Source organism: Mesorhizobium sp. C089B, assembly GCF_030323125.1.
GTDB lineage: Bacteria > Pseudomonadota > Alphaproteobacteria > Rhizobiales > Rhizobiaceae > Mesorhizobium.
This window is the reverse complement of record NZ_CP100469.1, coordinates 3,517,772-3,539,482: the sequence shown is the minus strand read 5'-3', so window position 1 is coordinate 3,539,482 and position 21,711 is coordinate 3,517,772. Positions and strand designations below refer to the sequence as shown.

Here is a 21,711-nt window from a genome sequence, read left to right as displayed (position 1 = left end):
ACGTATTTCCTTAAGCGAGGCCGAGGCCGGTGACGATCATGTCGATCGCCTTGATGCCGACGAAGGGAACGATGATGCCGCCGAGGCCGTAGACCAGCAGGTTGCGGCTGAGCAGCGCGCCGGCGCCGATGGCGCGGTATTTGACGCCTTTAAGCGACAGCGGGATCAGAGCGATGATGATCAGCGCGTTGAAGATGATGGCCGACAGGATGGCGCTCTGCGGCGTCGCCAGATGCATGATGTTGAGCGCTTGCAGGGGGCCGATTGTATGTCCCGGCGCAACGTAGAAGACGGCAAACATGGCCGGGATGATGGCGAAGTATTTGGCGACGTCGTTGGCGATCGAGAAGGTCGTCAGCGAGCCGCGCGTCATCAGCAGCGCCTTGCCGATCTCGACGATCTCGATCAGCTTGGTCGGGTCACTATCGAGGTCGATCATGTTGCCGGCCTCGCGGGCGGCAACCGTGCCGGTGTTCATGGCGACGCCGACATCGGCCTGCGCCAAGGCCGGCGCGTCGTTGGTGCCGTCACCGCACATGGCGACCAGCTTGCCCTTGGCCTGTTCGTCGCGGATCAGCTTCAGCTTGTCCTCGGGCGTGGCCTGGGCGAGGAAATCGTCGACGCCGGCTTCGGCTGCGATCGCCGCCGCAGTCATCGGATTGTCGCCGGTGATCATCACGGTGCGGATGCCCATTTTGCGCAGTTCGGCAAAGCGCTCGCGGATACCACCCTTGACGATGTCCTTGAGGTGGACGACGCCGAGCAGGCGGCCGTCACGCTCGACGGCCAGCGGCGTGCCGCCCGACTTGGCGATCTCGTCGGCGATCGCCTGGAGATCCTTGACGGTGTCGCTGCCGGGGCGCGTGCCGTGAGTGGCCGATGTCGACTGGCTGACATAGGCGAGAACCGAATCGACGGCGCCCTTGCGCACCGACGAGCCATCGATGTCGACGCCGCTCATCCGGGTCTGCGCGGTGAAGGGCACGAAGCTGGCATGCAAGGTTGCCATGTCACGGGCGCGGATGGCGTATTTCTCCTTGGCCAGCACGACGATCGAGCGTCCCTCAGGCGTCTCGTCGGCGAGCGAGGCGAGCTGCGCGGCATCGGCCAGTTCCTGTTCGGTGACGCCCTTGACCGGGCGGAATTCGGTGGCCTGGCGGTTGCCGAGCGTGATGGTGCCGGTCTTGTCGAGCAAAAGCGTATCGACGTCGCCTGCCGCTTCGACGGCACGGCCGGACATGGCCAGCACGTTGAAGCGCACCAGGCGGTCCATGCCGGCAATGCCGATGGCCGACAGCAGGGCGCCGATGGTGGTCGGGATCAAGGTGACGAACAGCGCGACCAGCACCGTCACCGGGATATAGCCGCCGGAATAGGAGGCAAAGCTCGGGATCGTGGCGGTGGCCAGCACGAAGATCAGCGTCATGCCGACGAGCAGGATGTTGAGCGCGATCTCGTTGGGCGTCTTCTGGCGCGAGGCACCCTCGACCAGCGAGATCATGCGGTCGAGGAAGGTGTGGCCGGAGGCGGCTGATATGCGCACGCGAATCCAGTCGGACAGAACCTGCGTGCCGCCGGTGACCGCGGAACGGTCGCCGCCGGATTCGCGAATGACGGGTGCGGACTCGCCGGTGATTGCCGCCTCGTTGACCGAGGCCACGCCTTCGATCACTTCACCGTCGGACGGGATGATGTCGCCGGCTTCGACCAGCACGATGTCGCCAACCTTCAGGCTGGTGCCGGGCACCAGCTTGAACCTGGAGCGGTCTTCGCCGGCAAGCAGCTTGGCCTGGGTTTCGGTGCGCGCCTTGCGCAGCGAATCGGCCTGCGCCTTGCCGCGGCCTTCGGCGACGGCCTCGGCGAAGTTGGCGAACAGCACGGTGAACCACAGCCAGATGATGATCTGCAGCGTAAAGCCGAAATCGCCGCCGCCGGTGGCGAGATCCTTGACGAACAGGACCGTGGTAAGAAGCGAGACGATGGCGACGACGAACATCACCGGGTTCCTGACCAGCGTGCGGGGGTCGAGTTTCCTGAAGGCGCCGCCGATGGCCGGCCACAGGATGCGGGCATCCATGATGCTCGCGGATTTGGACTGGCTCATTTGGTGGCTCCAGTATCTGAACTGTTGGCCGGCACCGACCGATCGGATGCCGAAAAGAGGGGCGGCGGACCATAGGCCAGCAGCCAGATCACGATCATGACTGCCGCGAGGCCGAGGAAGGTAGATACGCTGGGGAAGGGAGGGGGCGTTTCCTCCCCCTCATTGCCGGCTCGTGGGCCGGCTCGCGGCCGGGCCTTCATGCGTTTTGGGTAGAACCAGGACATGACAAGCCTCAGAATGTCTGGCCGTTGATGGCAGCCAGGTGCTCGACGATCGGTCCGATCGCCAGTGCCGGGAAGAAGGTCAGGCCGACGACGATCAGGATGACGCCGACGAGCAGGCCGACGAACAGCGGGCCGTCGGTCGGGAAGGTGCCGGCGGAAGCCGGAACCGTCTTCTTCGTCGCTAGCGAGCCGGCAATGGCAAGCGCTGGAATGATGACGAAGAAGCGACCCACCCACATGGAGATGCCGAGCGTGATGTTGTACCAGGGCGTGTTGCCGGAAAGGCCGCCAAAGGCCGAGCCGTTGTTGGCCGCCGCCGAAGTGTAGGCATAAAGAACCTCGGAGAAGCCATGCGGACCGCCATTGGCCATCGAGGCGACGGCGCTTGGCAGCACGACCGCTATTGCCGTGAAGACCAGCATGACCAACGGCAGAGCGAGGATGGCGAGCATTGCCATCTTGACCTCCTTGGCCTCGATCTTCTTGCCGAGATATTCGGGCGTGCGGCCAACCATCAGGCCGGCGACGAACACGGTGATGACGATGAACATGACGATGCCGTAGAAGCCGGCGCCGACGCCGCCGACGATGACTTCGCCGAGCTGCATGTTGAGCATCGGGACCAGGCCGCCAAGTGCTGTGAACGAGTCATGCATGGCGTTCACCGCACCGCAGCTCGCAGCCGTGGTGATGACGGCGAATAGTGCCGAAGCGGCAATGCCGAAGCGGCTCTCCTTGCCTTCCATGTTGGCGCCGTCGACGCCCAACGCATGGACCAGCGGATTGCCCGCGGCTTCCGCCCAGTAGCAGATAACGACGCCAGCGATGAACAGCACACCCATCGTGGCCAGGATCGCCCAGCCCTGGCGCTGGTTGCCGACCATGCGGCCGAAGACGTTGGTGAGTGCAGCACCCAGCGCGAAGATCGTCACCATCTGGATCATGTTGGAGATGGCGTCGGGGTTTTCGAAAGGATGCGCGGCATTGGCGTTGAAGAAGCCGCCGCCATTGGTGCCGAGCATCTTGATGGCGACCTGCGAGGCGACCGGCCCAAGGGCGAGCGTCTGCTTGGCGCCCTCCAGCGTGGTGGCGTCGACATAAGGCCCGAGCGTCTGCGGCATGCCGAGCCAGACATAGACAAGGGTGAGCACGATGCTGAGCGGCAGCAGGATGTAGAGCGTGCAGCGGGTCATATCGACCCAGAAATTGCCGATCGATTTGGCCGAGGCGCGGGCGAAGCCGCGGATCAGCGCCACCGCAATGGCAATGCCGACGGCGGCGGACATGAAGTTCTGAACAGTCAGGCCGGCCATCTGCACGAGGTAGGACAACGTGCTTTCGCCGCCGTAATTCTGCCAGTTGGTGTTGGTGACGAAGCTGACGGCAGTGTTGAAGGCGAGATTGGGTTCGACCGATGCCATCCCGGCCGGATTGTAAGGCAGGACGCCCTGCAGGCGTTGCAGAAAGTACAGCACCAGGAAGCTGGCAAGGCTGAAGAAGATGATTCCTGCCGCGTAGGTCGTCCAGTGCTGCTCCTCGCGCTCGCTGGTTCCCGAAATGCGGTAGAGGCCGCGCTCAACGGGCCCGAGTATGGGCGAGAGAAAGGTGCGATCGCCATTGAAGACGCGGTACATGTAGCCGCCGAGCGGCTTCACCAGCAAAACGACGATCCCGCAATAAACCAGGATCTGTATCCATCCGTTGAGTGTCATGGGTTTCCGTGCCTTGCTTCAGAAGCGTTCTGGGCGAACGAGGGCGTATGTCAGGTAGACGAGCAGGAACAAGGTCACGCCGCCACCGAGGATGTAATCGACAAGCATGGTGCGATCCTTCCGCTTAAAGAGCGTCGCAAGCTTTGATGTAGGCGAGGGAAAGACCGAAGAACAAAACCTCGATCCCGATGACGACGATGTCCATTTGTGTTGGTCCTTGCTTCTGCTTGTATTTGGCGCCAGCGACTGGCGAGCCAGAAATTCCATGAGAACGGCCCGCCGTAACTCTGGGGTCACGGCGTCCGCAGCGTTTTGCTCGAGATGGAATATGGACCCGATCGCCATAAAGGTTCGAGACGGGGCCGGGAGGAAAGATATAAAATTCCTATAAAGATTTCCGGGAGATGGCTCCGTTCCGGGCCGCTAGAAACCGACGCCATGATATCGCGACCCCTCTTGCGGCGGCTCCGTCTTTCGAAACAATGGCAACGCAAAACGAGGGAAAAACAGATGCTCGACATGGCACCATCGAAACAGGCGGCGACATGGCTTTGCGCGCTTGCACGGGCGCTGGAAGCTGATGACGCCGAGGCGGCCGCCAACCTGTTCGTCGAGGATTGCTACTGGCGCGATCTGCTGGCTTTCACCTGGAACATCACCACGATGGAAGGCCGCGATGAGATCCGCGACATGCTGCAAGCGACGCTGGCGGAAACGAAGCCCTCACACTGGACGCTGTCCGGCGAGGCGACCTCGGATGAGGGCACCGTCGAGGCCTGGTTCACGTTCGAAACGGCGGTCGCGCGGGGCGAAGGGATTGTGCGCCTTACGGACGGCCGCTGCCGGACCTTGTTCACGGCGGTGCGTGAGCTCAAGGGGTTCGAGGAACAAAAGGGACCGGCGCGGCCGCTTGGTATCCGTCACAAGGCCGATCCGAAGCGCGAAACCTGGGCGGAGGCGCGGGCGCGCGAGACGCGCGACCTCGGCGCCACCGAGCAGCCCTATTGCCTGGTGATCGGCGGCGGGCAGGGCGGCATCATGCTCGGCGCGCGGCTGAGGCAGCTCGGTGTGCCCACCATCATCATCGAGAAAAATGCGCGCCCCGGCGATTCCTGGCGCAACCGTTATCGCTCGCTCGTGCTCCACGATCCGGTCTGGTACGACCATCTGCCCTACATTCCGTTCCCGGAGAACTGGCCGGTGTTCACGCCCAAGGACAAGATGGGCGACTGGCTGGAGATGTACACCAGGGTGATGGAGCTCAACTACTGGGTCGCCACCAAATGCCTCAGCGCCAGCTATGACGAGGCCGAGAAGGTGTGGACTGTGGTGGTCGACCGCGTCGGCCGGCAGATCACGCTGAAGCCGAAGCACATTGTCTTTGCCACCGGCGCCTATGGCCCGCCACGCCAGATCGCGCTGCCCGGCGCCGAGACCTTCAAGGGCGAACTCCTGCATTCCAGCCAGTATGCAAGCGGCGAGAAATTCCGCGGCAGACGTGTCGCTGTCATCGGCGCGGCAAGCTCGGGGCACGATGTCAGCGTCGACCTCTGGGAGAGCGGCGCAGACGTCACCATGATCCAGCGGTCGCCGACGACAGTGGTGAAATCCGACACTCTGATGGAAGTCGGCTTCGAGATCTTCTCGGAAAAGGCTTTGGCGCGCGGCATCAGCACCGACAAGGCCGACCTGATCGTCGCGTCCACGCCGTTCGCGCTTGTACCCAAGGGCCAGCGGGATCTTTACGAGGTGATCAAGGCACGCGACGCAGACTTCTACGACCAGCTACGCGCCGCCGGCTTCGCCATCGATTTCGGGGAGGACGAGACCGGGCTGTTGATGAAGGCCTACCGCACCGGCTCCGGCTACTACATCGATGTCGGCGCCTGCGAACTGATCATCAATGGCGAGATCAAAGTGAAGAGCGGCGTCGGCATCAGTTCATTGACGCCGACCGGCATCCTGTTCGACGACCGCAGCGAGCTGGCCGTCGATGCGATCGTCGCCTGTACCGGCTACCAGTCGATGAACGAGACCGTGGCGGCCATCGTCTCGCGCGAGGTCGCCGACAAGGTCGGGCCATGCTGGGGCCTCGGCTCCGGCGTCAAGGGCGATCCCGGTCCTTGGCAAGGCGAGCTGCGCAACATGTGGAAGCCGACGGCGCAGGACGCGCTGTGGTTCCACGGCGGCAATCTGGCGCTGTCGCGGTTTTACTCGAAATATGTGGCGCTGCAGATCAAGGCGCGGATGGAAGGGATTGCGACGCCGGTGTTTGGGGCGGTGAGTAACGCAGGGCGCTAGCGATCTCCTCCCCCCTCGAGGGGGAGATGTCGCCGAAGGCGACAGAGGGGGTCGCCGCGCGTGGAGCGCTGACCTCCAGCTGCCGCGAGGAGCTTGCGTCCGGTCGAACCGACCCCTCTGGCCTGCCGGCCATCTCCCCTCAAGGAGGGAGATTATCCACGCCCGAAATGCCGTGCCGCGACCTCGACATGCGTATGTGCCGCATGCGGCTCGAAGCGCTCGGTCTCGTTGTGGTCGGGCGCCTCGTTCGGCCACCAGACACCGCCGATAACAATGCCTTCTGAGACCAGCCGCTGATCCGCGATCAGCGCCGCACCGACCGCATCGACGAAGGTAAAGCGCCCGGGGCGCAGTCTCAGCACCGCGACATCGCCGACACCGCCAACTTTCAGCGTCCCAAGCTCCGGCCTGGCGATCGCCTCGGCTGGCCTTTGCGTGGCGGCGCGCAGCACCTCGACCAGCGGCATGCCCAGCGCCATCAGCTTCGACATGCAGACCAGTATGTCGAAGGCCGGACCCTCGACGCAGTAGAGATGCACGTCGCTGGAGATGACGTCGGGCGCGAGGCCCTCGGCCAGCATCGCTTTCGCCACGGCGAAGTCGAACGATCCCATGCCGTGGCCGATGTCGAAGATGACACCGCGTTCGCGGGCCAGCCGCATGTCCGGCCGCACCGCGCCGGAAGCGAACACCGGCGCGTTGGGGAATGGCCGAAAACAATGGGTGAGGATGTCGCCGCGGCGCAGCCGTGGCAGCACCTCGGAACGGCCGGGCGGCGGCTCGTCTATATGCGCCATCAGCGGCAGACCGACCTGGTCGGCGGCTTCCAGCGCAAGATCGACCGGGGCGATGCCGCTGGCGCCGCCGGCATGCTTGCCGGAGCGCACTTTTACCCCAACGACGACATCGGCGTGCTCGCGCACCGCGGCCACCGTCTCGCGTGGCTCGCAGAGCCTGAGATCGCTGCATTCGCCGACAGAGACGCTTTGCGAGAAGCCGAATATGCCGGCAAAGGAGATGTTGACATAGGCCAGGATGCGCACCTTCGAGCGCTCGATGACATGGCGGCGAAAGCCCAGAAAATTGCCGGCGCCGGCGCTGCCGGCATCGATGAAGGTGGTGGTTCCGCTCTTGGCCGCCAGCCGGTCGGCGTCGACGCCCAGCGAGGTGCCGCCCCAATAGACATGGCTGTGCAGGTCGATGAGGCCGGGCGTGACGATGCAATCCCTGGCATCCACGACCTGCGTAGCATGCTCGGCGTCGATGGCAGTCTCGATGGCCGCGACGCGACCGCCCGCAACGGCGACATCGCGCGGCGCGTCCAGGCCCGAGGCCGGATCGATCAGGCGGCCGCCCTTGATCAGGAGATCGAACTGCATCGGCGCCTGCCTCTCTTCGTTTTGGGGCATGATCTCTGGACAAAACGGTTTCCGTTTGTCCGAGAAAACCGGTTTCCACTTTCGGGATCATGCCCCGACTGGTCAAACCGGCCGGTAGGCGACGGCTTCGACCTCGATCTTGATGTCGATCATCAGCCGCGATTCGACCGTGGTGCGGGCCGGCGGATTTTTCGGGAAGTGCTTGGCGTAGACGGCATTGAAGGCGCCGAAGTCGCGCGCGTCCTCGAGCCAGACCGTGGTCTTGACGACATCGTCCATGGTGCAACCGGCCAGCGCGAGTGCCGCCTTCACATTCTGCAGCACCTGCTCGGTCTGCTCGGTGATGCCGCCCTTGACCACGATGCGGTCGCTGTCGACCGGCACCTGGCCTGAGATGTAGACGAAATCCCCGGCGCGCACGGCCGGCGACAGCGGCACGTGGGATGTTCCAAAACACTCTTTAGGCAAAGGAAACTCCTGTTCAGAATGGCGGGCCGCGCCCCGTTTTCGACGACCGCTCTACGCCTGTCCCGGTGATCCTCATAGGGGGCTTTTTGGAAAGCAGCATTTTTCCAAACGCGTGTTGCTTTATCGCAGGCTCGCCAGCATCTTGCGCGTCGCATTTTCCCGACAGGAGATTTCAATGACCTTCGACAAGAACCCGTTTCCAGAGGGCGATGCCGATCGCCACGCGCTCTGGGAAATGTTGGTGCGGCGCGACATCGACGCCTTTATCGGTCAGGACTGGTCGATGGTCGAGGATGATTTCCTCGCCGACAGCTTCTTCGGCATGCATGCGCATTTCCTCAGCGATGCCGACGCCTGGCGTCTGCAATTCCCGAGCCTTGCCGTCTATCGCGACGAATGGCTGCGCCAGGCCAAGGAGACGGCGGCGGCCAGATTCGCCGAGCCGCTGCGCGAGGCGCTGTTTCGCGTCACCAACATGCGCGACATCGATGTCGATGGCGACCGCGCCGTGCTGCACAAGAAGTTCAACGGCTCGGTGGCCAAGGCCGATGGCAGCGTCGACAAGCTGAAATGGCAGACGCTGTATTTTTGCAGGAAGGTGGCGGGCCACTGGAAGATCGGCGGCTTCGTCGGCTACATGCCACATCCCTTGGGGATCTGAGGTTTACCCGCTTATGCTATTGCCGGCCTTCGCGCACGAAGACGTCCGCTTCCGGGCTGCAGCTGTAAAAGCTCGCCAACCGAACCCACTCGAGCTCAAGCGAGTTGAACGGGACAGGTTCGTCCAACAGGGCTAGCGGGAGCGGTGGTCGAACACAACCGCCATGGTCTTACCAATTGCCGCCTTGACGACGAGTTCGACGAGATCGTCGTCGCTGTCGACACAGGTTGGATCCATGCGGCGGATAGCGTCGAGCGCCGCCCTGGTCGAGACGGTATCGCCGGCGCGGAATCTGGAAAGCGCAGAGGAAACAAGGTTCTGGGTTGTCACGTCGATGACAGGTACGCTCGGCACTACGTTCATGGCTTCCTCCTGCCAAGAACCCTCTCCCGAAGGAAATAATACGCCGAACGACGGCGTGTGCCAGCGGAATCGTGGTCCGACCAGATTGCCTGGAGGGCACGTTTGCGTGTTTGATAGGATCGAGCCCACAGCGTCCAGGACGGGACATGAAACTGTACTTCAGCCGCAATCCCAATCCGCGCCTCGCGGTTGCAACTGCACGTCATCTGCAGGCTAAGGTCGAGTGTGAGTTTGCGGCACCCATGGCGCCCGGGCAGGCTGAGCGGTTTCGTCAGCTCAATCCCAATCTTACCCTGCCGATATTGGCATGGCCGGGCGGCAGCCTGTGGGAAGCAGACGCCATAGCCTGCCTTCTGTCGCGCGAAGCGGGTTCGGATTTCTGGCGCGGCGGCGATGATCAACCCGACATGATCCGCTGGCTGAGCTGGGGCAAGGAGAATTTCGTCCGGGCCTGCGACATCGTGCATTTCGAGCGCGGAACCAAGCAGCGCTACGGGATTGGGCCCGTCGACCAGGGCAAGGTCGAGGAGGGGCTGGCGGAGTTCCGCATCGCGGCAGCGATTCTCGAGGCGGAGCTCGCCAAGCGGCCATGGCTTGTGGGCAAGTCGCTCTCCTATGCCGATTTCCGTATGGCGACGTTTTTGCCGTTCAACGATGCAGCCGGCCTGCCGCTGGCGGACTATCCCTCTGTTCTGGGTTGGTATCGCCGGCTCGAAGCCATCGATGCCTGGCGCGATCCCTTCGACGGGCTGGACGCGCCGCTTCTGCCGCCGGTCAACTCCGCTTGATGTGCTTCCCTTTGGGCAGATGGGCTGATGTGTGGCGCTTTGGCAGCATAGGTGTGGAACAGCGGGCGAGTTGCCATGGCGCGCTCGACGGCTCGCGGCCGGGTTGATAAGCCCTGTCCGCAAGGAGAGTCGTGACATGACCGTAGCCATCGAGATGGGACAGACGACGGCGGGTGCGCCGGCGGCGCTCGACCTTGAGGAGCTGCTGGCGACCCGGCTTCTGGTGCAAGGCAATTCCGGCTCCGGCAAATCGCACCTTTTGCGCCGGCTCCTGGAGCAGAGCGCGCCCTGGGTGCAGCAGACCATCATCGACCCGGAAGGCGATTTCGTCTCGCTGGGCGACCATTACGGCCATCTGGTCATCGATGCCGAGGAGCATACGGAGCGTGGCCTGCAAGCAGCCGGCGAGCGGGCGCGCATCCACCGCGTCTCCACGGTGCTCAATCTCGAAGGGCTCGATGCCGAGAACCAGATGCGGCGCGCCGCTGCCTTTCTCGGCGGGTTGTTCGAGGTTGCCCGCGAGCATTGGTATCCGATGCTGGTGGTGGTAGACGAAGCGCAGCTGTTCGCGCCCGCCGTGGCCGGCGAAGTGTCCGACGAGGCGCGAAAGCTCTCGCTCGGCGCCATGACCAATTTGATGTGCCGCGGCCGCAAGCGCGGCCTTGCCGGCATCATCGCCACGCAGCGGCTGGCAAAGCTCGCCAAGAATGTCGCGGCGGAGGCGTCCAATTTCCTCATGGGCCGTACCTTCCTCGATATCGACATGGCGCGCGCCGCCGACCTTCTGGGCATGGAACGGCGTCAGGCCGAGGCGTTTCGAGACCTGGAGCGCGGGCACTTCATGGCGTTGGGCCCAGCGCTGTCGCGCCGTCCGCTGGGCGTGCGCATCGGCCAGACCGAGACCAGCCCGCGCAACGGTACGCCGCGGCTGATGGCAATGCCGGAAACAGCGCTTGAAGACGCGCGCGCCATCATCCTGGCGGCGCCGCCGCCCGAGACGATGCGCGCGCCGCGCCGGATGGCGTCGCCGGAGCTGCTCGACCAGCTGATGGCGGCCAAATCGGCGGCGATGGAGATCCGCCCGGAACCTGCGGAACCGGCGGTAAGCGCCGAGGATATGGCCGAGCGGCGAGAGCGGGTGGACCGTGTCCTGCGCGCCATCCTGGCGCAGCCCGATGCGGGTTTCCGCGTCATCGGCGTGCTTTATCAGGAGTTCGTCGTCCGCTGCCGCATCGAAGGCCTCGCTTCGGTGGTGCCGGACCTCTCAGAATTCCGTCGCATGCTGACGCGTGCCCGCGCCGGGCTCGGCGCAGACATGGCAGGCGATGACGCCTGGCAGGACGTTTCCGTGCGCGCCTCGCTGCTGCCCGAGGACATGCAGGGCGTGTTCATGATGATCGCCCGCGCCGCCAAGGAGGGCTGGCCGTGCCCGAGCGACGCGGCGATCGCGCGCGCCTACGGCTCGCATTCGCTGCGGCGCGCCCGGCGGCTGCTCACCTATATCGAGGAGCAGGGCCTCATCGTCTGCCAGCTCGACGGCACCGGCCGCCGCACGGTGACGCTGGTCGAGCTCGCCTGGGCGACGGCGCCGGGCGACCCCAATGCCGCGGAGGCGGAACAGGGCAGCCTGGCGCTCTGAAAGGCGAACAGGCAGCTACCTGACTTGCTTGCGCGGTTCTGAACAAGATGTGTTTCGCCGATCGGCGCGCGACGATTTATGATGGGTTTCCGAGAATCGCAGAACGGTTCGGGCGGGAGGGTTGTCCGGTGCGGTTGAAATCTCTGGCTGTCTTTGTCTTTGGCCTCCTCGCCATCGCCGGCATCGCCTTGACGGTGTCTGCCCGGTCTTTTGCCGCGTCCTCCGATATACCGGCCTGGCTGCAGGCCCATGTCGGCAATGACGACGGCGAGATTTCGCAAGTGGTGCTGGAGCGGGCGCGCGCGCTTTACCTGAAGAAGGTCGCGCAAGGCGCGGTCCACAATGGCTGCTATTTCGCCATGGATGCGACTCGCCCCGGCGATCTCGGCAATGGCGTGCTAGGGCGGCGCTACTACGTCATTTGCGAGGCCAAGCAGTCGTTCAGGGCGATCTCGTCGGGCCATGGCGGCGGCCGCAATTTGAAAGGCGTGGTCGATTTCTCCAACGGCAAACGCTGCGCGAAAAACTTCGGCAATGCCCTGGACTCGTCCTTGACGACCGGTGGCGCCTATATGACCGGCGAGGCAAAGATCTCATTCAAGGGTTTTTACCGCATCGGCGCAAAAAAGGACCAGGCGCTGCTGCGCACCTTCATCCAGTTCGACGGTGAGGGGGAGACGGCGAATGCCAGGCAGCGGGTGATCGGTGGCCACGCGGCGCGGCTGTTGCGCGGCATGTGCCTGCGCAAGAACCCGAACAGCTCCTATGCCGACCATGACGGCTTCGTGCCATACGGCAAGCTGGTGGATTATGCCGGCGGCCGCAGCAATGGCTGCACCAGCTGGTCGCCGTCCGACGCCGACCAGATCATTTCGATGGTGAAGGGCAATCCGACGACGCTCTATATCTACCCGGAATCGCGCGACATCACCGCCGTTGGTAAATCGGGCGCCTATTGGAATGCGTCCTGCCTGAAGGAGATCGGCAAGCCGAAATTCTGGCCGCGAAAGAGCCTTGAGCCGATCATCGCGCAATACGCCAAGGACAACCCGCCACCGCCGCCACAACCGTTGCCGATCTGCACCGGGCCGTGAGGGATGAGTCCTCGGCTCGGCATTGTCGGCGGCGCGGACTGGCTGGGCGGCGCCGCCGATCCGATGGGCTCTACTGATTGATCTCGGGTTCGACGAGCTTTGCCAGATTGCGCAGCGACTCCTGCCAGCCGAGATAGCAGGCTTCGGCCGGAATAACGTCCGGAATGCCGGCCTGCGTGATGTCGAGTTCCGTGCCGACCGACACTTTCTTCAGGAGCACGGTCACTTCGATCTGGCCGGGCAAATTGGGGTCGTCGAACCTGTCGGTGTAGCGCAGGCGCTCGCCGGGAACGAGTTCGAGATATTCGCCGCCGAAGGAATGGCTGCCGCCCGTCGTGAAGTTTCGGAACGACATCTTGAAGGCGCCACCGACTTTCGCGTCGAAGCTGTGCACGGTGCAAGTGAAGCCGTTCGGCGGAAGCCATTTCGCCAGCGCGTCGGCTTCTGTGAATGCGCGGTAGACCTTCTCCGGGCTGGTCGTCAGAACGCGGTGCAAACGTACGGTGCTTGGCATCTCTTCGGTATCCTTTGTGGTTTCGTTGTTCGATGCCCCAAGGACGGGTGAACCTCACCCGGTCCGACATAGCCTGTCAAATTTTCTTGAGCCCTTTGCCGGCAGCCATCCGCCCGCGACTTCGAGTCGCCGCCTCAGGCAGGCGGTCGTGTCGCGTCATTGCCTAACCTTTCGGCGCGGATCTCACAATTTATTAAAATTGTAAGTCTCTCCTACAAAGTTGTATTAGGATCAGCTTAACGCCTTCGGCATTATCTATTAAATGATGGGCGACGATCTCCTTGGTGTACTATAGAATGATTCCCTGGAACGACGGATCAATTTAAGAGTTGATCCGAATGGTCGCTCGAAGGTTGTCGAACGACCAAGGCAGCACGCGCAAGGAGTGTCGGAATGACCACAGTCCTCAACGCCAAAGGCATTCCACTTCCCTATACCGGCGCTTCCACCCATTGGTTCTCGGCGACTGGAGGCGCGCCTTACCGCTACGGCACCTCGGGCAACGATTCCTTCTGGGCGACACCAACGTCAAGGTCACCATGTATGGCGGCGCGGGCGACGACTATTACCATCTCTATTCGACGATCAACAAAGCGGTCGAGAACTACGGCGCGGGCGTCGACACGATCGATACCTGGATGAGCTACAAGCTGCCCGCCAATTTCGAGAACCTCGTCGTCACCGGCGACGGCCACTATGCCTTCGGCAATGCTCAGGACAACATCATAACGGGCGGCGCTGGCAGCCAGACGCTGGACGGCGGCAAGGGCAATGATGTGCTGATCGGCGGCGCCGGCGCCGACACCTTCATCATCACCAAGGGCAATGGCAGCGACCTTATCTCCGATTTCGGCGCGACCGACACGGTGCGCCTCAACGGCTATGCCTTCACCTCGTTCGAGGCCGTCCACGCCAATATGGTCCAGGTGGGATCGAACGTGCAGCTGAACCTCGGCTCGAGCGAGGTGCTGGTGTTCCACAACACCACGATCGACAAGTTTCAGCCCGGCCAGTTCGAGCTGCCGATCGACAAGACCGGCATGACGCTGTCCTTCAACGACGATTTCAACACGCTGAGCCTGTGGAACGGCCAGAGCGGCATCTGGGATTCCAATTTCTGGTGGGGGGCGCAGAACGGCAGCTCGCAGCCCCAGAACGGCGAGCTGCAATGGTATATCGACGCCAATTATGCGCCGACCAGCTCGGTCCATCCGTTCAGCGTCGCAAGCGGCGTGCTCACCATAACCGCGGCGCATGCGCCCGACGACATCAAGCCGCTGATCAACAATTACGAATACACTTCCGGCATACTGACGACGCACGACACCTTCTCGCAGACCTATGGCTATTTCGAAATGCGGGCCGATCTCCCGGAAAATGCCGGCGCGTGGCCGGCCTTCTGGCTTCTGCCCGAAGACGGTTCATGGCCCCCGGAACTCGACGTGATCGAAATGTATGGGCAGAACCCGAATGCGCTTCTCATGACCGCGCACACAAATGAGACGGGAACCCACACCACGGTCGGGTCGACGGTGAATGTCTCCAACACCGACGGCTATCACACCTATGGCCTGTTGTGGACGCCGGACAAGCTGGTCTGGACCTATGATGGCGTCCAGGTCGCGGAAGCGGCGACGCCGTCCGATATGAACAAGCCCATGTATATGCTGGTCGACCTTGCGGTCGGCGGTCAAGCCGGCGCGCCGCCCGACCATCTGGCGACGCCCGCGCAAATGAAGATCGACTATATCCACGCCTATACGCTGAACGATTTGCAGCAGAGCCATCTGAGCACGACAGCCGAGCACGCCGTCTAGATGTCACGGGACCGCGCGCCACTCAGCGATGCGGCCATCGGCCTGCGCCCGGTTTTCCTGCGCGGCATCGCCGATATCGGCATCTTTTCGTTGCTGATCAACATCCTGCTCCTGGTGATCCCGCTCTATCTGCTGCAGGTCTATGACCGGGTGTTGCCGTCCTCCAGCGTCGAGACGCTGCTTTATCTCTCGGCCATGGCGGTCCTCGCGCTCGCCTTCCTCGGCCTGCTGGACGCGGTCCGCGCCGTCTACGCGCAACGTGTTGCGGCCACCGTCGACCAGAAACTGGGCGCGCGGACATTCGCCGCCTCGCTTGGCGCCAGACATGCCGGCAGCGGGCTGTCGCCGCTGAACGACCTTGCCACGACTTGCGCCTTCATCAGGTCGCGCGGCGTGGCGGTGTTGTTCGACCTGCCGTTTGCGCCCGTCTTCCTGGCCTTGCTCTATTTCATCCATCCCGTCCTGTTCTGGCTGACGCTCGCCGGCGCCGTGCTGCTGTTTCTCTTGGTCGTGGCCAACCAGCTTGCCATCGGCAGGAACGATGCCATGTCGGCGGAACGCTCGGCGGTGGCCAGCCAGGCGGAGCAGGCCTTCGCCCGCAACACCGACACGCTGCGCGCCATGGGCATGGTGCAAAATGCCGCCGCGGTCTGGGGACGGCACGTTGCTGAGGCGCTGACCCTGCATGACCGTTCCGGAAGCGCCAATGCGATCTTCAGCGCGACGTCGCGGGCGCTGCGCATGATGCTGCAACTGGCGATCCTCGGCGCCGGCGCGTGGCTGGTGCTACAAGGGCAGATGACCGCCGGCATGATCTTCGCTTCGTCGCTGGTGTCGTCGCGCGCGCTGCAGCCGCTCGACCAGCTGATCGGATCCTGGCGGCAGATCGTCGACGCCAAGCGATGCTGGAAGCGGCTGGACACCGCCCTTGCGGCGCAACCAGCGCAGGGGCGCAAGCTCGCACTGCCCGATCCATTGGGCGCGATTTCGGTGCAGGATCTGTTCTTCATCGCGCCGACTGCGGCTTTCGGCACGGAGCCCATCCTCAAGCGGTTGAATTTTGCCATCGGCGCCGGCGAAGCGGTGGCGATCGTCGGCCCGAGCGGGGCCGGCAAATCGACGCTGGCGAAATTGCTTGTGGGCGCGCTGCAGCCGACCGGCGGCGCGGTCAGGGTCGACGGCGCCGACCTGAGGAGCTGGGGCGAAACCCAGCTTGGCAGGCATATCGGCTATCTCGCGCAGGAGGTGGAGCTTTTCCCGGGATCGATCGCGCAAAATGTCGCCCGCTTCGAACCCGACGCCGATGACGCCGCGATCGTCGAAGCGGCCAGGCGCGCCGAGGCGCATGAGCTGATTCTCACGCTGCGCGACGGCTATCAGACCATGATAGGCCCGTCGCATACCGTGCTGTCGGGCGGCGAGCGCCAGCGGATAGGGCTGGCGCGCGCCTTCTACGGCAAGCCACGCATGCTGGTGCTGGACGAGCCCAACGCCCATCTCGACGGCAGTGGGGAGGCGGCGCTCGAAGGGATGCTTTCGGCCGCGCGAAGTGTAAGCGTCACGACAGTCGTCATCACGCATCGCCCTTCGATCGCCGCGGCCTGCGACCGCGTCATGGTCCTGCGCAACGGCATGGTCGAAGCTTTCGGCCCTGCGAGCGAGGTGCTGAGGCAACCGGCGGCCGGCAAGGCCGGGAGCGCGGTGGTGACAGGCTCGTTCGTGCCGACCGTGCGCCCGCACAGCGTCCGCTTCGGGTCATAGACGATGATGCAGCAGAGCCTCGCCTTCGAAGGTCGACCGCGCACCGACTTCCGCCGCATGGCCGTCGTCGGCTACGTGGCCATAGCGCTCTTCGTCGGCTGCTTCGGCTATTGGGCGGCGAACGCGCCGCTCTCCGGCGCGGTGATCACCTCCGGCACGATCTCGGCAACGGGCGGCAACATCCTCATCCAGCACCCCGAGGGCGGCATCATCGAGCAGTTGCTGGTGCATGAAGGCGACCGCGTGCAACAAGGCGAACCGCTGGTCCTCCTCGACCGCACGGCGGCCGAGGCCGACCTCAACCGGCTGACCAGACAGTCGATCGCGCTCAGGGCAAGTGCCGCGCGGCTGGAGGCCGAGCGCGACGGATCGGACAGGCTGGCGCCGATCGCCGAAGCAGCACCCGCGCCGTTCCAGAGGGATTTCGACAATCTGGTGCACGAACAGCAGAAGGAGTTCGAGGCCAGGCTCGCCCGGTTCCGCTCCGAGCAGTCGATCCTGGCGCAGCGCGTCGCCATGCATCGTGAGTCGGCGCTGGGACTGGACGCGCAGAAACTGGCCATCCAGCAACAGGCCGAGATCGTGAAGAAGGAACTCGGCATCAAGACCGGCCTGCTCGACAAGGGTCTCACCAACCGCAGCGAATATTCGCAGCTTCTGCGCAGCGAGGCCGATCTGGTCGGCCAGGCCGGCGCGCTGGAGGCGGATATCGCAGCGACCAAGACGCAGATCGTCGAAGCCCAGGCGCAGGTCGAGCGCGCGACCACGCAGCGCGTCGAGGACGCGCTGACCAAGCTCGACGAGGTTCGCACCAGCCTGGCCGACATCGGCGAACAGATCACCGCAGCCGAGGCGGTGCTGGGGCGCACGACGATCAAGGCCCCGGCAGCCGGCATCGTGGTATCCTCGATCTACAACTCCAAAGGCAGCGTGATTGCGCCGGGGCAGAAGATCATGGAGATCCTGCCCACCGCGTCGGGCCTCATCGTCGACGCGAAGCTGCGGCCGAAGGACGTGGACCTGGTTCGCGTCGGCCAGCCGGCGAAGCTCAGGCTGTCCGCCCTGAACGCGCGCCTCACCCCTGAGGTCCCGGCTACGGTGACGCAAATTTCCGCCGACCGGCTGATCGATGAAACCACGCATGAGGCGTATTTCCGCGCCAGGCTGAAGATCACCGACACGCTGCCGCAGGGCGTGAAAGCCGAGCAGCTTTACCCGGGAACGCCGGTCGAGGCGTTTATCAGCACCGGCGACCGAACCTTCCTCGAATATCTGGCGCGGCCGATGCTGGACTCGTTCGCGCGGGCGTTCACGGAGCGATAGGCGCCAACTCGTCCTCCCAGTTGACGCCGCCGTAGAACACCCTGAGAATCACCACTTGGTCGCCTTCTACGGTGAAGGCCACAGTCAGGCGGCGCTCGAAGCCAACGATGCGAAGCCCCGGCCGCACATCATCCCTTAGGGTTCCGCGTTCCGAGGCATAGTCGAGACCCAGGCAAAATCGCTCGATCCGCTCGATGTAGCGAAGGGCGGTGAGGTTGCCGGATGCGTGAGCGACCGTATCGTATATCCATAACAGGTCCGTCTGGGCTTCCGGCAAAAGGACAACATGCCGGCGCTTCACACGTTCCCCTTGAGGCGAGCTGCGTGATGTGCGCGAATGCTGTCAAAAGACTTGTCGGCCGGGATGGCCTGGGAGGGGTCTGCCTTCCACCTATCATAGGTCGGCGCGACCTCCTCACGCAGCCAGCGCTCCACGGCGGCGTCGCGTTCCTGCAATGCGCGAAGACCGGCGCGGATCACTTCACTGCTGGTCGCGTATGTGCCGGACCGAACGAGCTGGTCGATGAAAGCAGCCTGCTCGGCCGGCAGGCTGAAGGTGCGTTTTTCGGTGGCGGACATGGATCCCTCCTATCAGGTGGTATGATATTATCATACCAACGGCGAGATCGCACGCCCCAATATAGGCTTAGGGACCGCTCCCCTTGCCGTCGGCAAAGACACCGGACATTCGGTTCGGATGCCTGAGATGGGTCGGCGTGATACCGGTCTGATGGCGGAAGACACGGCTGAAATGGCCGGCATTGGGAAAACCGCAGCGGTAGGCGATGTCGCCGATTGCCAAGTCGCTCCCCTCCAGCAGCGACTTGGCCTGATGTACGCGCAGCGCAAGATAGGCGGCCATCGGGCCGATGCCGAGCTCGGCGCCGAACAGCCGCTCAAGCTGGCGCCGGGATAAATGCAACCGGCCCGCGATCTCGGCGACCGACAGCGTCTCCTGGAGATTGCTTTCCATCAGAAGCAGCGCCCGTTTCACCGCTCGGCTCGACGCGGCCGGAAAGAGATCGCCGACGGGCTGCACATCCAGGCTCGAGCGGATGCGGTCGAGCACGAGGATCTTGGCGGCTTTTTCCGCAGCCTTGCGGCCGATGAACTGCGACACGAAATGGCCGGCAAGGTCGGCCGCACCCGTGCCTCCGGCGCAGGTCGAGCGGCCCCTATCGACGGAAAACAGGCTGTCGGCATGGGCGTTCACATCAGGGAATTGGCTGCGGAAATCCTTGATGTGAAACCAGCTGACGGCGGCACTGTAGCCATCGAGCAGACCGTAGCGCGCGAGCACGAAGCTGCCGGTGCAGAGTGCCGTCAGCGGCACGCCCTTTTCGGCCGCCCGCAACAGGAAGGCCTCCTTTTCGGAGCTGAGGCTGCGGTTGGTGTCGAGCAGGCCACCGACCACGACGACATTGTCGAACTCTTGCGGATTGCCGATCGCCTTGGTCGGCAGCAACTCGACACCGCAACTCGCCTGGATCGGCAGGCCACGCTCGCCGACGATCTCCCAGTCGAACTCGATCCGGCGGCTGCGGTCGCCTTCATCGCCGGCCAGCCGCAGCGTGTCGATGAACAGCGACAGCGGCGACAGCGTGAAGTCGCGAACCAAGAGAAACGCAAACCGCCTGGCCATTGTTGCTCCGAAACGTTCCTTCGGGTGGATGGAAGCAAAGATGTCGCACAGGCGAGCACGCGGCGCTTTTCAGGAGAAGCCACCGGATGTCGGAGATGAGATCGACGGCCTCAGTGCGGAGCTGGAAATTCTCTGGGTTGTGTGGTGGTCATGGGATGTCGTCATCTACGCTCACACAAGACAGGCAGATGGACCAGTGGAATTGATCAGCATGGCACGGCGTGAGAAAAACCCTATCGTGTTTGTGTAACCTGCAGCACCAAAGCGGAGCCCAAGCCATGACCCTCACCAATCGCGATATCATCGAGCTGACGGCATGGCGCCGCAAGCTGCACCAAAACCCGGAAATCTCCAACGAGGAAGAACAGACCGCCAAGGAAGTCGTCAGCTTCCTCGCCGATACAGGGCCGGACAAGGTACTGACCGGCCTCGGCGGTCATGGCGTGGCGGCGGTCTATGACAGCGGCCAGGCGGGACCGACGGTGCTGTTCCGCTCGGAGATCGATGCGCTGCCGATCGAGGAGCTTTCGGGCGTCGAGCATGCCTCGCAGGTGCCGGGAAAATCGCATATGTGCGGCCATGACGGCCACACCGCGATCCTGGCCGCACTTGGCCGTCAGCTCGGACGAGAACGGCCGGCGCGCGGCCGCGTCGTCTTGATGTTCCAGCCGGCGGAGGAGACCGGCAATGGTGCCGCCGGCGTCGTCGCCGATCCACGCTTTGGCGAGATCGCGCCGGACTTCGCCTTCTCGCTGCACAATCTGCCGGGCGTGCCGTTCGGCGAGGTGCGGCTCAAGCCCGGCGTGGTCAACTGCGCCTCGCGCGGCATCCGCATCGTGCTGGAGGGCAAGACCGCGCATTCCTCCATGCCCGAAACCGGCGTGTCGCCGATGCCGGCGATCAGCCAGCTGATGCCGACGCTTCCGGCACTGGGGCGCGGCACCTTTGCCGACGATGATTTCAGCATGGTCACCGTCACCCATGCGACGATGGGCGAGGCCGTGTTCGGCATCGCGCCCGGCTACGCCGAGGTGTGGGCGACGCTGCGTACAAGGCGCGACGAGCGCATGGCGGAACTGGTCGCGGCGGCGGAAGCGTTGGCCACCAGGATCGCGGCCGAGCACCACCTTTCCGTGCGCTGCGACTATCACGAGATCTTCGTCGCCAGCGTCAACGCTCCAGACGCGGTGGAACATCTCAACCGCGCGCTGGACGAAGAGGGCGTCGCGCGCAGCGAGGAAGCCTTGCCGATGCGCGCTTCGGAAGATTTTGGCATCTTCGGCCACAAGGCGAGGTCGGCGATGTTCTTCCTCGGCGCGGGCGAGCGCACCCCGTCATTGCACAATCCCGATTATGATTTTCCCGACGATCTGATCCCGATCGGTTCGAAGATCTTCATGCGCACGGCGCGCAACCTGCTGGGGTGAGCGGCCCTGCAAAATCCGCATCCTGGAGCTGCCTTTTTCCCGCTGGAATCGTCTTGTAGTCGCCTCCTACATTAGGAGGGGCTTGCGGATGAGAATTGCAATGGTCGTCGCGTTGACTGCGACAGTGGCAGGGTGCGTATCGTCTCCGGTCCAGTATGGAGCCTCGCTCTCGACCCAAGACCCGAAATGGGCGACGCCGGAATGCCAGCAGGCCCGCACCGATGCCATGAATTACGACGCGCGCGAGAAGGAGCATCCGGGATGGGCCGCCGGCGTCGTGCTGGGGCCCTACAGCATGGGCCTCGTGGCGGCCATCAAGGAGAACGAGCAGAAGCAGCGAAGGCTGCTCGCACGCGAGGTGCATTTGCAGTGCTCAAGCCTGCCCTTGCCGAGGGATCTGGACTTCGATCCAAAGATCTACGCGCCAAAGCCGACGCATTACCCCTGAGGGTGGCTTGCCGGCGGCGATCATGATGCGCCCTTGGCGTCAGAGG

19 protein-coding genes and 1 pseudogene are annotated in these 21,711 nt (G+C 63.8%); 10 read left to right on the top strand and 10 right to left on the bottom strand.

From position 1 onward, the window contains the following. Nucleotides 1-10: 10 nt before the first annotated feature. From kdpB to NLY44_RS17515, 3 genes are all read right to left on the bottom strand, one after another. Nucleotides 11-2,104: a potassium-transporting ATPase subunit KdpB gene (gene kdpB / locus NLY44_RS17525; protein WP_286454787.1), complete on the bottom strand. Its 2,094-nt coding sequence runs from the start codon at nucleotides 2,102-2,104 to the stop codon at nucleotides 11-13. A gap of 232 nt (nucleotides 2,105-2,336) precedes the next feature. Then, a complete protein-coding gene (kdpA, locus tag NLY44_RS17520; RefSeq protein WP_023699137.1) occupies nucleotides 2,337-4,040 on the bottom strand; it encodes a potassium-transporting ATPase subunit KdpA in 1,704 nt (567 codons plus the stop codon). Nucleotides 4,041-4,058: 18 nt separating this feature from the next. Continuing rightward, nucleotides 4,059-4,148, bottom strand: coding sequence for a K(+)-transporting ATPase subunit F (locus NLY44_RS17515; RefSeq protein WP_023669708.1), 90 nt, complete (start codon nucleotides 4,146-4,148; stop codon nucleotides 4,059-4,061). Between the two features lie 402 nt (nucleotides 4,149-4,550). Here NLY44_RS17515 and NLY44_RS17510 point away from each other — a divergent pair, with 402 nt between their 5' ends. After that, nucleotides 4,551-6,341, top strand: a complete 1,791-nt coding sequence (locus NLY44_RS17510) for a flavin-containing monooxygenase (RefSeq protein WP_023704186.1) — start codon at nucleotides 4,551-4,553, stop codon at nucleotides 6,339-6,341. 152 nt (nucleotides 6,342-6,493) lie between these two features. Here NLY44_RS17510 and NLY44_RS17505 read toward each other — a convergent pair whose 3' ends face one another. Together NLY44_RS17505 and NLY44_RS17500 are read right to left on the bottom strand one after the other, a co-directional pair. Beyond that, entirely contained in the window at nucleotides 6,494-7,720 is a 1,227-nt protein-coding gene (locus NLY44_RS17505) for an amidohydrolase/deacetylase family metallohydrolase (protein ID WP_023804627.1), read from the bottom strand. 102 nt (nucleotides 7,721-7,822) lie between these two features. After that, entirely contained in the window at nucleotides 7,823-8,188 is a 366-nt protein-coding gene (locus tag NLY44_RS17500; RefSeq protein ID WP_023707576.1) for a RidA family protein, read from the bottom strand. Between the two features lie 175 nt (nucleotides 8,189-8,363). On the opposite strand from NLY44_RS17500, the gene NLY44_RS17495 reads away from it, so the two are divergent. Further along, nucleotides 8,364-8,849: a hypothetical protein gene (locus NLY44_RS17495; protein ID WP_023669704.1), complete on the top strand. Its 486-nt coding sequence runs from the start codon at nucleotides 8,364-8,366 to the stop codon at nucleotides 8,847-8,849. Nucleotides 8,850-8,981: 132 nt separating this feature from the next. Here NLY44_RS17495 and NLY44_RS17490 read toward each other — a convergent pair whose 3' ends face one another. Beyond that, nucleotides 8,982-9,212 carry a hypothetical protein gene (locus NLY44_RS17490; protein ID WP_023804628.1) on the bottom strand — a complete coding sequence of 77 codons (231 nt, stop codon included), beginning with the start codon at nucleotides 9,210-9,212 and terminating at the stop codon, nucleotides 8,982-8,984. A gap of 146 nt (nucleotides 9,213-9,358) precedes the next feature. Between NLY44_RS17490 and NLY44_RS17485 the strand changes: the two genes are divergently transcribed. From NLY44_RS17485 to NLY44_RS17475, 3 genes are all read left to right on the top strand, one after another. Beyond that, the gene (locus NLY44_RS17485; protein WP_023700072.1) at nucleotides 9,359-10,000 is read left to right on the top strand and encodes a glutathione S-transferase family protein; all 642 of its coding nucleotides are present in this window, start codon (nucleotides 9,359-9,361) and stop codon (nucleotides 9,998-10,000) included. Nucleotides 10,001-10,136: 136 nt separating this feature from the next. Continuing rightward, complete coding sequence (locus NLY44_RS17480; RefSeq protein ID WP_023691930.1) at nucleotides 10,137-11,639, top strand: helicase HerA domain-containing protein; 1,503 nt, start codon at nucleotides 10,137-10,139, stop codon at nucleotides 11,637-11,639. Between the two features lie 128 nt (nucleotides 11,640-11,767). After that, nucleotides 11,768-12,733: a hypothetical protein gene (locus NLY44_RS17475; RefSeq protein WP_023804629.1), complete on the top strand. Its 966-nt coding sequence runs from the start codon at nucleotides 11,768-11,770 to the stop codon at nucleotides 12,731-12,733. A 70-nt stretch (nucleotides 12,734-12,803) separates the two neighbouring features. On the opposite strand, the gene NLY44_RS17470 is transcribed toward NLY44_RS17475, so the two are convergent. Continuing rightward, nucleotides 12,804-13,247 carry an SRPBCC family protein gene (locus NLY44_RS17470; RefSeq protein ID WP_023683102.1) on the bottom strand — a complete coding sequence of 148 codons (444 nt, stop codon included), beginning with the start codon at nucleotides 13,245-13,247 and terminating at the stop codon, nucleotides 12,804-12,806. Between the two features lie 393 nt (nucleotides 13,248-13,640). Here NLY44_RS17470 and eglC point away from each other — a divergent pair. The 3 genes and pseudogenes from eglC (at nucleotide 13,641) to NLY44_RS17455 (ending at nucleotide 18,148) form a co-directional block, all read left to right on the top strand. After that, nucleotides 13,641-15,064, top strand: a pseudogene (gene eglC, locus NLY44_RS17465) (endo-1,3-1,4-beta-glycanase EglC). Further along, on the top strand, nucleotides 15,065-16,825 hold the full coding sequence (locus NLY44_RS17460; protein ID WP_023726478.1) for a type I secretion system permease/ATPase: 1,761 nt from the start codon (nucleotides 15,065-15,067) through the stop codon (nucleotides 16,823-16,825). Between the two features lie 3 nt (nucleotides 16,826-16,828). After that, nucleotides 16,829-18,148: an HlyD family type I secretion periplasmic adaptor subunit gene (locus NLY44_RS17455; RefSeq protein WP_023804630.1), complete on the top strand. Its 1,320-nt coding sequence runs from the start codon at nucleotides 16,829-16,831 to the stop codon at nucleotides 18,146-18,148. Here NLY44_RS17455 and NLY44_RS17450 read toward each other — a convergent pair. The 3 genes from NLY44_RS17450 to NLY44_RS17440 all read right to left on the bottom strand — a co-directional run bounded on the left by NLY44_RS17450 (nucleotide 18,135) and on the right by NLY44_RS17440 (nucleotide 19,790). After that, complete coding sequence (locus tag NLY44_RS17450; RefSeq protein ID WP_023669695.1) at nucleotides 18,135-18,449, bottom strand: type II toxin-antitoxin system RelE/ParE family toxin; 315 nt, start codon at nucleotides 18,447-18,449, stop codon at nucleotides 18,135-18,137. The two genes, NLY44_RS17455 and NLY44_RS17450, sit on opposite strands and share 14 nt — an antisense overlap. Next, nucleotides 18,446-18,727, bottom strand: a complete 282-nt coding sequence (locus NLY44_RS17445) for a type II toxin-antitoxin system ParD family antitoxin (protein ID WP_023669694.1) — start codon at nucleotides 18,725-18,727, stop codon at nucleotides 18,446-18,448. Before NLY44_RS17445 ends, NLY44_RS17450 begins: the two co-directional genes overlap by 4 nt. A 67-nt stretch (nucleotides 18,728-18,794) precedes the next feature. After that, nucleotides 18,795-19,790 carry a GlxA family transcriptional regulator gene (locus NLY44_RS17440; protein ID WP_023804631.1) on the bottom strand — a complete coding sequence of 332 codons (996 nt, stop codon included), beginning with the start codon at nucleotides 19,788-19,790 and terminating at the stop codon, nucleotides 18,795-18,797. A 278-nt stretch (nucleotides 19,791-20,068) separates the two neighbouring features. Here NLY44_RS17440 and NLY44_RS17435 point away from each other — a divergent pair, with 278 nt between their 5' ends. Continuing rightward, the gene (locus tag NLY44_RS17435) at nucleotides 20,069-21,217 is read left to right on the top strand and encodes an amidohydrolase (RefSeq protein ID WP_023804632.1); all 1,149 of its coding nucleotides are present in this window, start codon (nucleotides 20,069-20,071) and stop codon (nucleotides 21,215-21,217) included. An 88-nt stretch (nucleotides 21,218-21,305) separates the two neighbouring features. Next, the gene (locus tag NLY44_RS17430) at nucleotides 21,306-21,665 is read left to right on the top strand and encodes a hypothetical protein (RefSeq protein ID WP_023691921.1); all 360 of its coding nucleotides are present in this window, start codon (nucleotides 21,306-21,308) and stop codon (nucleotides 21,663-21,665) included. Nucleotides 21,666-21,711 lie beyond the last annotated feature (46 nt).